The sequence below is a fragment of the Algiphilus aromaticivorans DG1253 genome, from assembly GCF_000733765.1.
GTDB classification, from domain to species: domain Bacteria; phylum Pseudomonadota; class Gammaproteobacteria; order Nevskiales; family Nevskiaceae; genus Algiphilus; species Algiphilus aromaticivorans.
In genome coordinates this window covers 16,942-31,099 of the sequence record NZ_JPOG01000001.1, presented here as the reverse complement: position 1 = coordinate 31,099, position 14,158 = coordinate 16,942, and the positions used below count along the sequence as shown (strand labels likewise).

Below are 14,158 nucleotides of genomic sequence, written 5' to 3'. Positions count from 1 at the left end.
ATTAGGATCTGCACAATTAATCAACTCTATGTTCGCAGGGCTCTGTATTTGCCGCAGCCTCAACTTCTTTTATGGACAACCGGCCAGAAATTAAACGAGGGAGAAGAAAATCTCGCAAGGAAGCGAGAGCATGTGATTCCAGGCGCGCATGGATAATATTTTCAGTCAGCGCGTCGAGCGAAGAACTCATGATCTTCACGCTCTCGCGTGAGGGAAGTGCGACGAATGCCTCATCCAAGTGACGACGGTTTATGTGCCCCATTGTGACTGCCTTTGAGGCCGCGATTGCTTGGAAACCTTCGATATTTTTCTGTATAGCCGCCCACAGCAAACCTTTAGATGCCCAAGATGCCGGGTTGACCTTGAATAAATGCTGGTTGAGCGCGCAGTCAGAGCTACACCACACATCGACCATAAGAGAACCAGACCACGAGAAGATAAGGTCCCCACTGCTAACGATGTATCGGTCACCGACTTCCCGAGAGGCAAGTTTATCGGGATCCAACGCACCTGAGCGCAGTTGAGCAATCTTGAGTACGGGCAAGTCGTCGTGGCCGTTCGGTGGAAATTTCTGCAGTGCTAGACCATTCAGAAACTCGGCCATTTCCGAGAGAGGGACCCATTCCCACCCCTCCGGCACGAACCCCAACTCACTCTCCACCAGCCGATCCGGGAACAGCGCCGCGATCTCCGGATCCATGCCCTCCGGCTCCCGGCCTTCCATCTTGGCGCGCACCGGGTCGAAGTCCACGAACCAGGACTTGAAGATGGCGCGCGCGATGGATTCGAGGTTGGTGGCTAGGAAGCGGTTGTTGGCGATGCGTTGGTCAAGCGAATCGAGGCACTCAACGATCCGCTCTCGCTCACCTCGATCCGGCCAGGAGATGGCGACGGCACTGAGATGGGTTCGCGTGATTTGCGGCTGCGCAGATCCTGAGATAACTGATGCAATGTTTGCTTCATGAAGAGAGTAGTACATGAAGCGTTGATCTACGCCGTCACCGTCCATTGGAATGATCGCCATGGCATTGTTTGACACATGGGCCGCCGCTCTAGTCCACTGGACTTTCCCGCAACCATTGCCTCGACAGGTCACGAGAGCTACCGCCTGTTGATACTCCGGCTCCGATGTGTAGCCAAGGATGCCGTTCGCCCCCCAGACGGGCACTTCTGCGCCTGGCCCGGGACACTCGGCCATTTCGTTCTGCGCTAAGTACCGACCTTGTTGGATACGGGCTACTTCCGATAGAGGGCGGCTACACCTCATACCCAACCCTCTCCAACTGCCGCCGCACCTCATCCTCTAGCGCTTTGCCCTTAGCGAACAGCTCGCTCAACTTGGAAGTGAGCTGCTGCATCTTCTCCTCGAAGGCCTCGTCGTCGTCCTCGACTTCCGCCGCTCCGACGTAGCGTCCTGGGGTCAGAACGAAGCCGTGCTTCTCGATCTCCGCATAGTCCGCCGACCTGCAGAAGCCCAGGGCGTTCTCGTACTCGCCTTCGTCAACAAACTCCGTGCCCCGCCACCAATGGTAGGTCTGCGCAATGCGGTGAATTTCCTCATCCGAGAACCCGATCATGGTGCGGCTGAGCTGCAGCGACCCCATCTTCCGGGCATCGATGAACAATGTCTGGCCAGATCGATCGGTAGCCCCATTGACGCCGGCCTTCTTGTCCCTGGTCAGGAACCAGAGGCATACCGGAATCTGCGTGTTGGAAAAGAGCTGCCCCGGGAGCGCGACCATGCACTCGACTACATCGGCGGCAATCATCATCTTGCGGATCTGACCTTCACCCGAGGTGTTGGTGGTCATCGAACCGTTTGCCAGCACGATGCCTGCGCGCCCATGTGTCGATAGCCGCGCCAGCATGTGCTGCAGCCAAGCGTAGTTGGCGTTGTTCTTCGGCGGTATGCCGTAGGTCCAGCGCGGATCTTCGGTCAGCTTGTCGCCGCCCCAGTTCGAAATATTGAAGGGCGGATTGGCGAGGATGTAGTCGGCCCGCAGCTTCGGGTGCTGGTCGTTGTTGAAGGTAGAGCCATAGGTTTCGCCGAGATCGCTGTCTCCCAGCCCGTGCACCGCGAGGTTCATCTTCGCCAGCCGGCGAGTCGCAGCCATCATCTCCTGGCCGTAGATTGGGAGATCCCCCTTCTTGCCGAGCTTTGAGGCGTGGGCCTCCTTGAACTTCGCGGACTGGACGAACATGCCGCCCGAGCCACAGCAGGGGTCATAGATCTTGCCTCGGAAGGGCGCGAGCACTTCGACAAGCAGATTCACCACGCTCTTCGGCGTATAAAACTCGCCGGCCTGTGCGCCTTCGGCGCGCGCGAACTCGCCAAGAAAGTATTCGTAGATCTCGCCGAAGATGTCCCGGCTGCCATGTTTCCCCGGATCGAACTTCAATTCCGCGATCTTGGCCATGAGAGAGGCCAGCGTCCCCGGCCCGAGTTCGAGCTGATCGAACTGACGATAGAGCACGCCGTTCAGGCTGGCGTTCTCCTTCTCAATGGCCCGCATGGCCGCATTGAGCTGGTTGGGCAGATCCTTGCCGGCAGCCGCCGCACCTTTGAGAAGGCGGGAGTAATGCGCCTCCTCCGGCACCCAGAACACGTTGTCTGCGTCATAGAAGCTGCGATCAGTCAGGAACTCCTGCTCGGCCTCGGCGCGAATCGCTTCATCGTCCATGTAGATGTCCGACTTCGGGTCGGCAAGCCGAGATCGGATGACCTCGGCCTGGGCATCGAACATGTCGGACACGTACTTGAGGAACACCAGCCCCAGCACCGGGTACTTGTACTCGGCGGCTGAAACCGAGCCGCGCAGCGCGTTGGCTGTATCCCAGAGGGTCTTCTTGAAGTCTTCTTCGGTCATCGTTACTGGGTTCCATACTCGTCGCGGAGGGCCTTCAAGCGCCGCTTCTCGCGTTCGCCAAATGCGCCCGTATCGAACAGCGTCTCGCCGTCCGGTCCGTTGAGCTTCTCAACCGAGACTGTCAGAACCGCATCCTCCGGCACTTCGGTTGCCCATCCGCTATAGGAATTTGGAGCAAGCTCCCAGGTGGCCTTCTCGCTAGGCTCCAGGCCGCCGCGAATCGTGTAGTTGAAGTCTTCCTCAATCCAGGGGACGGCACGGTCCGGGCTGGCGACGACGCCATGGAAGAAGGCTCGGGATATTGCGTGCTCGGTGTTGTTCTGGACCGTCAACTCAATGATTGGCTGATCCCTGAAGGATCGCTCCTCGACGTAGAAGCGGGAGCGCTGAACCTCGAACTGCTTCAAAGCCTCCTCGGCCTCTTTGCTGGCTTCGCGCTTGGCGACCAGCTCCTCAATCTCGGCGAGAGCCTGCCTTCGCTCCTTCTCACGTCGCTGCGCCCTGATCTGCTCAGCTTCCGCGATCACTTCATCCGCTGTTTTGCCATCAAGCCTAGCTTTCATGTTCCCTTTCGCCCCGGCCGCAGTAGCCGAGGCATCGCCGCTGAACAAGGCCTCGATGTCGATGCTGCTGAACGCTAGGAGCGTCATTGCCTCATCGAACTTCTCTCGGCGTTCGGGTGCCAGCGACTCGCGAACTTCTTCAGCGCTCGCTTCAAGCGCGGCATCCGAGCTGGCGTCTATGGTGGGCTCTGCCTGACAGGCAACGAGCGCGCCGCAGAGGCCCAGCACCACGGCACGCAAGAGAGCGAGTGTCGGTCTTGTTTGCATAAAACGAGTCCCCTTAGGAATAGCTGTTGTTTATCACGCCCCAGGCTCACCTGGTGACCCTGGGGTATCCGGCAAGGCGTGGCGCTTGAGTGAAGCATTCAGCGTCATGCGTGAAACGCCAAAATGCTCTGCCACCTCCGCCTTGGTCATGTTCGGATCGCGCAACATGGCCGAGGCCTTGCGCACATCTGCCAGCGTCATCTTTGGCTTCCGCCCGCCTCTTCTACCGCGTGCTCTGGCCGCCGCGAGCCCAGCGCGCGTGCGCTCCTGGATGATCGATCGCTCGAACTCGGCCAGGCTCGCGAATATGTGGAAGACAAGGCGTCCGCTCGACGTACTGGTGTCGATGGCCTCGGTCACGGACTGAAAGCCGATTCCTCGGGAGTCCAGCTCCGTGACGATCGCTACGAGGTCCTTCAACGAGCGTCCCAGACGGTCCAGGCGCCACACAACCAGGGTGTCGTCCTTGCGAAGCGTCTGCAGGCAGGCTGAAAGCTGCGGACGATCTCTAGTGGCCCCCGAGAGCCGATCCTCAAAAACCTGCTCGCACCCAGCGTCACGCAGCGCATCCAGTTGCAGTTCTGGGCGCTGGTCGATCGTCGATACTCGGGCATATCCGATTAGCAAGAAAACGCACCTAGTCTTTACGTAGATAGTTGTACGCGGTTTCTTGCGCGGTATCAAGCCCTTTCAGGGGCTCCGGGAGGGGACAGTCGGGATGTAAAGAAAACGGTGGTTTTCTGACTTACGCCGAAGTTGCAACCACTCGTCGGCTTATTGGTGTCATTGGGATACCGACGTGGTAGCGTCCGCAACCAAACAGGAGAGCAACCATGACTACTGTCGTTGACGTTGCGCGGTTCATCCTCCGCCGGTGCGGCCCGATGACCGCTATGAAATTGCAGAAGCTGGTCTATTACGCGCAGGCTTGGAACCTGGTGTGGGATGAAGAGCCTCTCTTCCACGCGAGGATAGAGGCGTGGGCAAACGGGCCGGTCGTGCGCGACCTATACGATGAGCACCGGGGAAAGTTTCGAGTCACCGAAGAAGATTTCCCGAGCGGCAATCCTGAGGCCTTGAATGCTTCCCAAAAGGATACTGTCGAGCAGGTCATTGCCTTCTATGGGCAGCACAACGCGCAATGGCTGAGTGACCTCACACATATGGAGGAGCCGTGGAAGCTTGCACGCGGCGACCTCCCAGCCGGCGCCTCCTGCAACAGAGAAATCACGCACGCTCAAATGCATGAGTTCTATTCCGGTCTGTGACCTCAGACGGAAAGAGAATAAGCCGCGCGGAGAAAAGGCGCTTAAAGAAGCTTGAGAGGCAAGCTCGTCATGAAGGCAAAAGGCCGAGACTGCTAGAAGGCTCCATGCCGGCGGGACATGACAAGCGACCTAGAACTGCCGGCGAACCCACGACCAGTCGAGTTCCTAAGGCGAGCCAGGACCCAGGCTCAATCTTCGCGGAAGCCGTTCGGTACTGCTGCAGCCAGCAAGATGTAGAGGGGCGTTGGAGTTGGGGGCCGCGTTCCGCACTGCTCGACGACTGGGAATGCCAACTTGAGCCCTTCTTGAATGACGTCCTGAACCTCACGTGGGGTGAAGTAGCTCAACACCGAGTACGGGGTCGGCAGAAGCACCATGATCAAGAGGTCTCGTCGCTCTGCAAAGAGGCACAAGATCGATGGCGCACGGTAGATTTGGAGCAGTACGAAACGGCATATCGATTTCGAATCGGTGCCAGAGGGCGACTGTGGGGCTATCGGATCTCCGACCTGTTCTTCGTTGTCTGGTGGGATCCAGAACACAACGTTTATCCTACTGAGCCAAACTGAGCTGTCCGCCGACCGATAGCAAGCAGGTCTACCGCCACTCCGATTGAAAGCGCTGATCCTGCCGACGTACTCGCTTCAGTGGTCGATCACAAAGCAATAGTTCGCCTTTCCTTCTGAATAGTGCGCTTATCGTGTTATGTGCGCTCGCCGAAAGCGAAAGCGGCTAGAAGGACCAGGCCAGACCGATGCTGTAGAGGTCGTGCTCCGGATCAACGCCTTCGCGGTCTTCAAAGAAGCTGCGGGTCGCTTCGAGGCGCAGCGAAAGCCGATTGCTGAATAGCGGCATGGCCGCCCCCACGCCGACGCTCGGGCCGTTGTAGGTGGTGGCCGTGGTCGTGCGCTCGCCGGCACCGTCGATGGCGGTATTCTCGAGGCGATACCACTCCCAGCCACCGATGGCATAGACGAGGGCCCTGCGCGCCACGAAGCCGCCGATACGGGCCGACGCGCCGAAGCTCTCGTCCCCCTGGAAAATGCGGCGTGCCGAGGAGCCGTCAGACTGGCCGGGTACCAGCGGATCGCTACTGCGCGCATCGTCGGCGCCGTAGAAGACCTCTACGCCGAAGGCACCCTGCCCAAGCGGTGCCAGATAACCGAGCGCTGCGCCGAAGGCGCCGCCGTCCGGCGCGAAGTCGCGACTGCTGCCGTCGTCCGTGCGAAAGGTGACATCGCCTTCCGAGTAGCCGGCGTAGGTCTTGAGGTAGGGACCGGGCATGAGATCCGCGGCAGCAGCGCTGCCGACCGCACCGCCAATCAGGATGGCCGCGGCCAGCCGGCCGGATAGACGATTGCCACTCATGGCGCTTTCCCCCTTGGATTTCGCCGGAAGGCTAGCACAGCCCTCCACCCGGGCGGACGCGTTTCAGGCGCCAATGATCCGACTGCGCAACTCCGCATGTCGGGCCCTGTCCAGCGGATAGCGCCAGACAAGCGCGACCACTGCCAGCTTCACGAGAACCGGCAAGCCGGCGTAGAGGAAGACCAGCATCTGCAGTGCGGACTCGCCTTGCGCGTCGGTCGAGGCGTTGAATCCCGCCCACTCGAGCAGCGGATAGGTCAGGCCGACGGCCAGCGCGAAGGAAAGCTTGGTGGCCATGCCCCACAGGCCGAAGTACAGCCCGGCGCGGCCACCACCGCCCGCAGCTGTGTCCTCGTCGATGACATCGGCCTGCATGGAGGCGGGCACGGCCTGGTCGATGCCCAGGCAGGAGCCAGCCAGCACGCAGATCAGCAGATACCAGCCGTAGTCGCCGGCGCCCAGCTGCGTGGCGAAGGCGAAGACCAGGGCCGCCCAGACCATGGAGGCGCACCACAGACGGTGCTTGGGCCGGCCGCGCCCGAGCCGCAGCCACAGCGGCAGGCCCGCCACCGCCGACAGGAAGTAGACGATGAGCGCGATGCCGGCCTGCTCCTGACTGACCTCCAGCACATGCAGATTGAAGAAGAGGAAGAGCGTGGCCGGGACGCCATTGGCCGCGCCGTTGGCGAGATAGGCCAGCAGCAGCCGGCGGAAGGGTTGATTGCCGGCAAGAAGCTTCATCCCCGCGCGCAGGTCCAGTCCGGCGGCCTGCGGTGCAGCCGGCTCGTCCACCTTCCAGAACAGCAAGCCCAGTGACAACGGCAACGCAACCAGCATGAACCAGAACAGCGATTCCAGACCGGCGGCCTCGCTTCCGGTAGCGCGCTGCACGGCGGTCGGCAGCATGATGGCCACCATCGTGCCGAGCACCGCAAAACCCTCACGCGCCGCGGTGATGCGCGAGCGCTCGTCGTAGTCAGCCGAGAGTTCCGCGCCCCAGGTCTGATAGGGCAGCGACACCATGGTCCATCCCAGGTAGGCCAGCAGCGCGGTCACCAGGAGATAGACCCAGGTGGCGCCCTCCGGTGGCACGAAGAGCAGCCAGGTGCCGAGAAGCAGCAGCGGCGCACCGGCAAGGATGAAGGGGCGACGTCGTCCGAGACGCCCGCGCCAGCGATCCGAAGCCCAGCCGACGCCGAGATCGGTGACGACATCCCAGATGCGCGCGCCGAAGAGCACCGCCCCCACCGCCGCCGCACCGACCCCGGGCAGGGCGGCGTAATAGGGCGGTAGGAAGACCACCAGCGGCAGCAGCATAGCCGTCAGTGGCAGGCCGGGAACGCCGTATGCCAGCAGCCGCCCCCAGCCGATACCGTTATCGATACGGCTGTTGATGCGCTCGCGGTTCATGGCTGCGCATGCTGCGTCCGGCCGACGGCGCGTAGAAGCCTTGTCGATCCCGCTGCAAAGAAAAAAGCCACGCGTTTGCGTGGCCTTTCCTGTTAGGCATGGCGGCGGGGCTCCCGCTTCGGCCTAGCGCTTGTCGATGGCGGCGTAGTCGCGCTGCGCCGGGCCGGTGTAGATCTGGCGCGGCCGGCCGATGCGGGTGCTGGCGTCCGAGCTCATCTCGTTCCAGTGCGCCACCCAGCCCACCGCGCGGGCGATAGCGAACATGGGCGTGAACATATTCACCGGAATGCCCAGCGCCTTGTAGATGATGCCGCTGTAGAAGTCGACATTCGGGTAGAGCTTGCGCTCGCGGAAGTAGTCGTCCTCCAGCGCGATGCGCTCCAGCTCCAGCGCCAGCTCCATCTGCGGGTCGTTCTCCTGCCCGAAGTGCTTCAGCACCTTGTGGCAGTGCTCGCGGATGATGGTGGCGCGCGGATCGAAGTTCTTGTAGACGCGGTGGCCGAAGCCCATCAGGCGCACGCCCGATTCCTTGTTCTTGACCTTCTCCATGAAGGGCTTGACGTTGTCGACGGTGCCGATCTCGTCGAGCATGCGCAGCACCGCCTCGTTGGCGCCACCGTGCGCCGGGCCCCAGAGCGCGGCAATGCCGGAGGCGATGGCCGCGTAGGGATTGCAGCCGGTGGAGCCGGCCAGACGCACCGTCGAGGTGGAGGCATTCTGCTCGTGATCGGCGTGCAGGATGAAGAGCACGTCCAGCGCCTTCGCCGCCACCGGATCGACGTGGTAGGGCTCGGCGGGCACCGCGAACATCATCTGCAGCAGGTTCGAGCTGTAGTCGAGGTGGTTCTGCGGATAGATGAAGGGCTGGCCGAAGTAGCGCTTGTAGGCCGCCGCCGCGATGGTCGGGATCTTCGCGATCATTCGGTGCGCGAAGATCTCGCGGTGATGCGGATCCTTGTTGTTGGTGGTGTCGTGATAGAAGGCCGACAGCGAACCGACGACGCCGGTGAGCATCGCCATGGGATGCGCGTCGTAGTGGAAGCCCTCGAAGAAGCGCTTCAGCGACTCGTTGATCATCGTGTGCCGGCGGATGCTCTGATCGAAGCTCTCCAGCTGCTGCGCATTCGGCAGCTCGCCGTTGAGGATCAGATAGGCCACTTCGATGAAGCTGGAGTTCTGCGCCAGCTGGTCGACCGGATAGCCGCGATACATCAGCAGACCGGCGTCACCGTCGATATAGGTGATGGCCGAATCGCAGGAACAGGTGCTGGTGAAGCCGGGATCGTAGGTGAACACACCCTGCTGAGCGTAGACCTTGCCGACATCGAGGCCCACTGGCCCGACGGTCCCCTCCTTGACGGGCAGTTCGGTCTTGTCGCCGGTTTCCTCGTTGAGGAGGCTGTATTGCGCCATGAGGAGCTACTCCAGATTGTCTATGCGTCGGGGCGCGCGGGATAGTGCGCCGGATAGGGTGCGCGCGCGACCCCGCTGTCCACCGCGGCAGCGGCAACAGCAGGCGGCACGAACTCGATCAGGCGGGGATCGAGCGGCTTGGGGATGATGTATTCAGGACCGAAGCTTAGCGAAGATTGCCGATAGGCTTCCATCACGACCCGTGGGGCGGGCTCGTGCGTCAAGGCGCAGAGCGCATGCACGGCCGCGATCTGCATCTCGGTATTGATACGCCGGGCGCGAACGTCCAGCGCCCCGCGGAAGATATAGGGGAAGCCCAGGACGTTATTGACCTGGTTGGGGAAGTCGCTGCGGCCGGTCGCCATGATGACGTCGTCGCGGGCGGCCAGCGCCTCGCTGGGCATGATCTCCGGCACCGGATTCGACAGCGCGAAGACGATCGGCTTGGCGGCCATGCTCTTGAGCATCTCGACCGAAACGAGCTTCGGGCCGGAGACACCGATGAAGACGTCGGCACCGTCCATGGCTTCGGCCAGCGTGCGGCGATCGGTATCGACCGCGAAGGACTGCTTCTCCGGCGGCAGATTCTCGCGCCCGCTATGAATGACGCCGGCGCGGTCGACCATCATCATGTTCTCGCGCTTCGCGCCCAGTGCCGCCAGCAGTTCCATGCTGGCGACGCCGGCGGCGCCGGCGCCGAGGCAAACGATGCGGATATCGGCGATGTCCTTGCCCTGCAACTGCAGCGCATTGACCAGGCCGGCCGCGACGATGATGGCGGTGCCGTGCTGGTCATCGTGGAAGACCGGGATATCCAGCCGTTCGATCAGCGCCTGCTCGATGCGGAAGCAGTCGGGTGCGGCGATGTCCTCGAGATTGATGCCGCCGAAGGTCGGTGCGATGCGCGCGACGGTCTCGATGAAGTCGTCCGGGTCGTCGGCGTCGACCTCGATGTCGAAGACATCGATGTCCGCGAACTTCTTGAAGAGCACCGCCTTGCCCTCCATCACCGGCTTGCCGGCCAGCGCGCCGGTGCGGCCGAGGCCGAGCACGGCGGTGCCGTTGGTGATGACGCCCACCAGATTGCCGCGCGAGGTGTAGCGGAAGCTCTCCTCGGGGTCGTTCTGAATCTCCAGAACCGGCTCGGCCACGCCCGGCGAGTACGCCAGCGACAGCTCCTCCGGGGTGGTGAAGGGCTTGGTGATGGCGATCGCCAGCTTCCCCGGACGGGGCTTGGCGTGATAGTCGAGCGCAGCCTGCTTGAAGGCGTCGGACATCGGAGGCCGTCGGGTCGGGGGTACGGGCGGGGGCGTCGCGCTGCCGCGGCGCCGTCGGAGGAGGCGGAAAGCGGCGGACGCCCGCGACGGCCCGTCAGCGGGCCGCGCGGTGGCTACCGCCGATCAGCCGCCGTAGCGCTTGCGGAAGCGATCGACCCGGCCGCCCGCATCCAGCAAGCGCTGCTTGCCGGTGTAGAAGGGGTGGCACTGCGAGCAGACTTCGATGTGCAGATCCGGCTTGCCCAGCGAGGACTGCGTCTCGAAGGTGTTGCCGCAGCTGCAGGTGACCGTCACCGGCGCGTATTGGGGGTGGATTTCGGCCTTCATGGCGTTTCCCGGCACTTCAATAAAGGGCGCGGAGTATATTGCAAGCGCGGCCCGGAATGCCAGCAGTCGCGCGGACGGCCCAGCGCCGGGGCGCGGCGGCGGCGGAGATCAGTCGTTCTCGGCGGCGACATCCACGCGCCAGTCGCCGTCCGGGGCGACCTCCAGCCGCACCAACATGGGCCGGCAGCAGACGCTGCAATCCTCGGTATAGGCCGCGCTGCCCGCCGACAGATCGACGGTCAGCTCGATCGTCTCCCAGCAGGCCGGACAGCTCACAGCGACTTCCTCGATCATGTCGCCAGCCTAGAGAAAGAGGCCGAGCAGCGTATTGAGATGCGCCCGGCCCAGAGCGGTCGGTCGCACGCCGCCGGCACCCACCGTCACCAGACCTCGCGCCGTCGCGGCCTGCAGCGGTGCGGCGAGATCCGCCTGCTCCAGATCCGTGTGCGCCGCCAACGTCGCCCAGTCGAAGCCGTCGCGCAGGCGCAGCGCGTTCATCGCGAACTCGAAGCCGCGCGCGCTTCGCGCCACGGGCTCGCGCTGCGCCAGGGCAGCCTCGCTACCGGCAGCGGCCAGATAGCGACGCGGATGCCGCTGCCGGACGCGACGCTCCACGATCAGCTCCCCGCTCTCGCCGCGACGGCTGATCTTGCCGTGGGCGCCAGCGCCGATGCCCAGATAGTCACCGAAGGACCAGTAGTTGCGGTTGTGCCGGCACTGCCGACCCGGGCGCGCCCAGGCCGAGGTCTCGTAGCTGGCGAAGCCGGCCGCCTGCAGAATCGCCGTACCCGCGTCCATCATTTCGGCCGCCGCGTCCTCGTCCGGCAGCGCCGGCGGCGCGGCGGCGAAGGCCGTGTTCGGCTCCAGGGTCAGGTGGTACCAGGAGATGTGCTCCGGCTCCAGCGCGATGGCGGCGCGCAGATCGGCCTCGGCGCCGGCACGATCCTGGCCGGGCAGCGCGAACATCAGATCCAGGTTCAGATTGTCGAAACCGGCGGCGCGCGCAGTCTCCACCGCGCGGCGAGCGGCGTCCGCATCGTGAATGCGACCGAGCGCCGCGAGCTTGGCGTCGTCGAAGCTCTGCACGCCAATGGACAGACGATTGACGCCGGCATCGCGATAGCCGCGGAAATGGCCGGCATCCACCGTGCCGGGATTCGCTTCCAGCGTGATCTCGCAATCCGGCGCCAGCCCGAAGGCGCTGTCGGCGGCTTCCAGCACGGCGCCGATGGCCTCGGGCGCGAACAGGCTGGGCGTGCCGCCGCCGAAGAAGACCGAGGTAATCGCCCGGTCATCCGCCACGGCGGCGCGCTCCAGCGCCAGATCGGCGAGCAGCGCGTCCCGATAAGCGGCCTCGGGCAGCACCTCGCGCAGCGCGTGCGAGTTGAAGTCGCAATAGGGGCACTTCTGCACGCACCAGGGCAGGTGCACGTAGAGCGCCAGCGGCGGTGTCATCCCTCGCCGACCTCGCGCGGCATCAGCTCGGCCAGCGCGCGCAGCGCCCGGCCGCGATGGCTGAGCTGCCCCTTGTCCGCCGCGCTCAGCTCGGCGGCGCTGCAGCCGCGCTCGGGCACGAAGAACAGCGGGTCGTAGCCGAAGCCGCCCTCGCCTTGCGGCGCCTCCAGGATGCGCCCCTCCCAGAAGCCCTGGGCGATGACCGGCACCGGGTCCTCGGGATGGCGCAGGAAGGCGACCACGCAGACGAAGCGCGCGCCGCGCTCGGCCTCCGGCCGCCCGGCCAGCGCCGCCAGCAGCTTGGCGTTGTTGGCAGCGTCATCGGCGGCGTCGCCGGCGTAGCGCGCCGAGCGCACGCCCGGCGCACCGCCCAGGGCGGCGACCTCCAGGCCCGAGTCATCAGCCAGCGCCGGCAGCCCCGAGGCCGCCGCGGCAAAACGCGCCTTGGCGAGGGCGTTCTCGACGAAACTCGGCGCCGTTTCCTCCGCAGCACCATCGCTGAATTCGGAGAGCAGCCGCGGCTGCCAGTCCAGGGGCGCGAGCAGATCGGCCAGCTCCTTGAGCTTGCCGGCGTTGCGGCTGGCCAGAACGACCGGCTTCACGCGGCCTCCAGAACCTCGCGCTGGGCCTGCATGAGCTGAGCGATGCCAGCACTCGCGAGGTCGACCATGACATCCATCTCGTCGCGGCGGAAGGCGTGGCCTTCGGCAGTGCCCTGCAGCTCGATGAACTGGCCGGCGTCGTTCATGACGACATTCATGTCGGTCTCGGCCTCGGAATCCTCGGCGTAGTCGAGGTCCAGCACGGGCTGGCCCTGGTAGATGCCCACCGAGATCGCGGCCACCTGCCCGAGCAGCGGATCGCGCTGCACGACGCCGCGCTTGCGCAGGCCGCGCACGGCATCGACGAGCGCGACATAGGCGCCGGTGATCGAGGCCGTGCGCGTGCCACCGTCGGCCTGCAGCACATCGCAGTCCAGCGTCACGGTGCGCGCGCCGAGGGCGTCAAGATCGGTACAGGCGCGCAGGCTCCGGCCGATCAAGCGCTGAATCTCCAGCGTGCGCCCGCCCTGCTTGCCGGTGGTGGCCTCGCGGCGCGTGCGGTCGCCGGTGGCGCGCGGCAGCATGCCGTACTCGGCCGTCACCCAGCCACCGCCGGCGGCTTTCTTCCAGGGCGGCACGCGCTCCTCGACGCTGGCCGTGCAGAGCACGCGGGTGTCGCCGAAGCTGACCAGCACCGAGCCCTCGGCGTGGCGGGTGAAGCCGCGCTCGAAGCTGACGGGGCGCAGGGCGTCCGGGTTGCGGCCGGAGGGACGGGGCATGAAATGCTCCACAAATGAGGGCGCGCAGTATAGCCATGCGCGCTGTCGCGGTCCGGCAGTGGTTTAGCATAGCGCCCATGGATCCTGAAGAGTTGATTGACAACTTCGAGCTGCTGGGCAGCTGGGAAGAGCGCTACCAGTACCTTATCGAGCTGGGCAAGGAGCTGCCGCCGCTTTCCGAGGAAGAGTGCAACGAAGCCAACCGCGTGCGCGGCTGCATGTCTCAGGTATGGCTGGTGGCCGACGATGATCCGGAGAAGCTCGTCTTCCGCGGCGACTCCGACGCCCACATCGTGCGCGGGCTGATCGCGCTGCTGCGCATGCTGATGTCCGGGCGCAGCCCCTCGGAAGTGCAGGCCATGGACATCGGCGACATCTTCAGCCGCCTCGGGCTGGAGAACCAGATCACTGCCAACCGGCGCAACGGCTTCTACGCCATGGTCGAGCGCATCCGCGCGCTGGCCGCGGAGCGCGCGGCGGGCTAAGGAAGCTCTGATTTATTGCTGCGCTCGGCATCTTGGCCGCCGGCGGTGCTCGAAATGCTCATGTATTCACCCATACACTGCGCTTCCTGCGCTCCGGCGGCGGCCAACCTGCCTTCGCTCGCGACATAGATCAGAGC

15 protein-coding genes are annotated in these 14,158 nt (G+C 64.2%); 2 read left to right on the top strand and 13 right to left on the bottom strand.

Annotation, left to right across the window (positions count from 1 at the left end; genetic code table 11):
- Window positions 1-16 precede the first annotated feature (16 nt).
- From U743_RS00170 to U743_RS00155, 4 genes are read right to left on the bottom strand one after another with little or no spacing between them, the layout of a single operon-like run.
- Window positions 17-1,267: a restriction endonuclease subunit S gene (locus tag U743_RS00170; RefSeq protein WP_198021865.1), complete on the bottom strand. Its 1,251-nt coding sequence runs from the start codon at window positions 1,265-1,267 to the stop codon at window positions 17-19.
- A complete protein-coding gene (locus U743_RS00165; protein WP_043764598.1) occupies window positions 1,257-2,867 on the bottom strand; it encodes a type I restriction-modification system subunit M in 1,611 nt (536 codons plus the stop codon). The genes U743_RS00170 and U743_RS00165 overlap by 11 nt, the downstream gene beginning before the upstream one ends.
- Before the next feature lie 2 nt (window positions 2,868-2,869).
- Window positions 2,870-3,697, bottom strand: coding sequence for a DUF6694 family lipoprotein (locus U743_RS00160; RefSeq protein WP_043764596.1), 828 nt, complete (start codon window positions 3,695-3,697; stop codon window positions 2,870-2,872).
- Between the two features lie 33 nt (window positions 3,698-3,730).
- Window positions 3,731-4,324, bottom strand: coding sequence for a recombinase family protein (locus tag U743_RS00155; protein ID WP_043770394.1), 594 nt, complete (start codon window positions 4,322-4,324; stop codon window positions 3,731-3,733).
- A 206-nt stretch (window positions 4,325-4,530) separates the two neighbouring features.
- Here U743_RS00155 and U743_RS00150 point away from each other — a divergent pair, with 206 nt between their 5' ends.
- Window positions 4,531-4,965 carry a Panacea domain-containing protein gene (locus tag U743_RS00150; protein WP_043764594.1) on the top strand — a complete coding sequence of 145 codons (435 nt, stop codon included), beginning with the start codon at window positions 4,531-4,533 and terminating at the stop codon, window positions 4,963-4,965.
- Between the two features lie 732 nt (window positions 4,966-5,697).
- Here U743_RS00150 and U743_RS17800 read toward each other — a convergent pair.
- The 9 genes from U743_RS17800 to rph form a co-directional block, all read right to left on the bottom strand.
- Window positions 5,698-6,333 carry an outer membrane protein gene (locus tag U743_RS17800; RefSeq protein WP_052367338.1) on the bottom strand — a complete coding sequence of 212 codons (636 nt, stop codon included), beginning with the start codon at window positions 6,331-6,333 and terminating at the stop codon, window positions 5,698-5,700.
- A gap of 63 nt (window positions 6,334-6,396) precedes the next feature.
- Window positions 6,397-7,743: an MFS transporter gene (locus tag U743_RS00140; RefSeq protein ID WP_052367337.1), complete on the bottom strand. Its 1,347-nt coding sequence runs from the start codon at window positions 7,741-7,743 to the stop codon at window positions 6,397-6,399.
- Window positions 7,744-7,866: 123 nt separating this feature from the next.
- Window positions 7,867-9,156, bottom strand: coding sequence for a citrate synthase (locus U743_RS00135; protein WP_043764590.1), 1,290 nt, complete (start codon window positions 9,154-9,156; stop codon window positions 7,867-7,869).
- Between the two features lie 20 nt (window positions 9,157-9,176).
- Window positions 9,177-10,433: a malic enzyme-like NAD(P)-binding protein gene (locus U743_RS00130; RefSeq protein ID WP_043764589.1), complete on the bottom strand. Its 1,257-nt coding sequence runs from the start codon at window positions 10,431-10,433 to the stop codon at window positions 9,177-9,179.
- Window positions 10,434-10,556: 123 nt separating this feature from the next.
- On the bottom strand, window positions 10,557-10,760 hold the full coding sequence (rpmE, locus tag U743_RS00125) for a 50S ribosomal protein L31 (protein ID WP_043764587.1): 204 nt from the start codon (window positions 10,758-10,760) through the stop codon (window positions 10,557-10,559).
- Between the two features lie 108 nt (window positions 10,761-10,868).
- The gene (locus U743_RS00120; RefSeq protein ID WP_043764585.1) at window positions 10,869-11,054 is read right to left on the bottom strand and encodes a CPXCG motif-containing cysteine-rich protein; all 186 of its coding nucleotides are present in this window, start codon (window positions 11,052-11,054) and stop codon (window positions 10,869-10,871) included.
- A gap of 9 nt (window positions 11,055-11,063) precedes the next feature.
- Window positions 11,064-12,215, bottom strand: coding sequence for a radical SAM family heme chaperone HemW (hemW, locus tag U743_RS00115; protein ID WP_043764582.1), 1,152 nt, complete (start codon window positions 12,213-12,215; stop codon window positions 11,064-11,066).
- A complete protein-coding gene (gene rdgB, locus U743_RS00110; RefSeq protein WP_043764580.1) occupies window positions 12,212-12,817 on the bottom strand; it encodes an RdgB/HAM1 family non-canonical purine NTP pyrophosphatase in 606 nt (201 codons plus the stop codon). Before rdgB ends, hemW begins: the two co-directional genes overlap by 4 nt.
- A complete protein-coding gene (gene rph, locus U743_RS00105; protein WP_043764578.1) occupies window positions 12,814-13,536 on the bottom strand; it encodes a ribonuclease PH in 723 nt (240 codons plus the stop codon). Before rph ends, rdgB begins: the two co-directional genes overlap by 4 nt.
- Window positions 13,537-13,613: 77 nt before the next feature.
- Between rph and U743_RS00100 the strand changes: the two genes are divergently transcribed.
- Complete coding sequence (locus U743_RS00100) at window positions 13,614-14,021, top strand: SufE family protein (protein WP_043764576.1); 408 nt, start codon at window positions 13,614-13,616, stop codon at window positions 14,019-14,021.
- Window positions 14,022-14,158 lie beyond the last annotated feature (137 nt).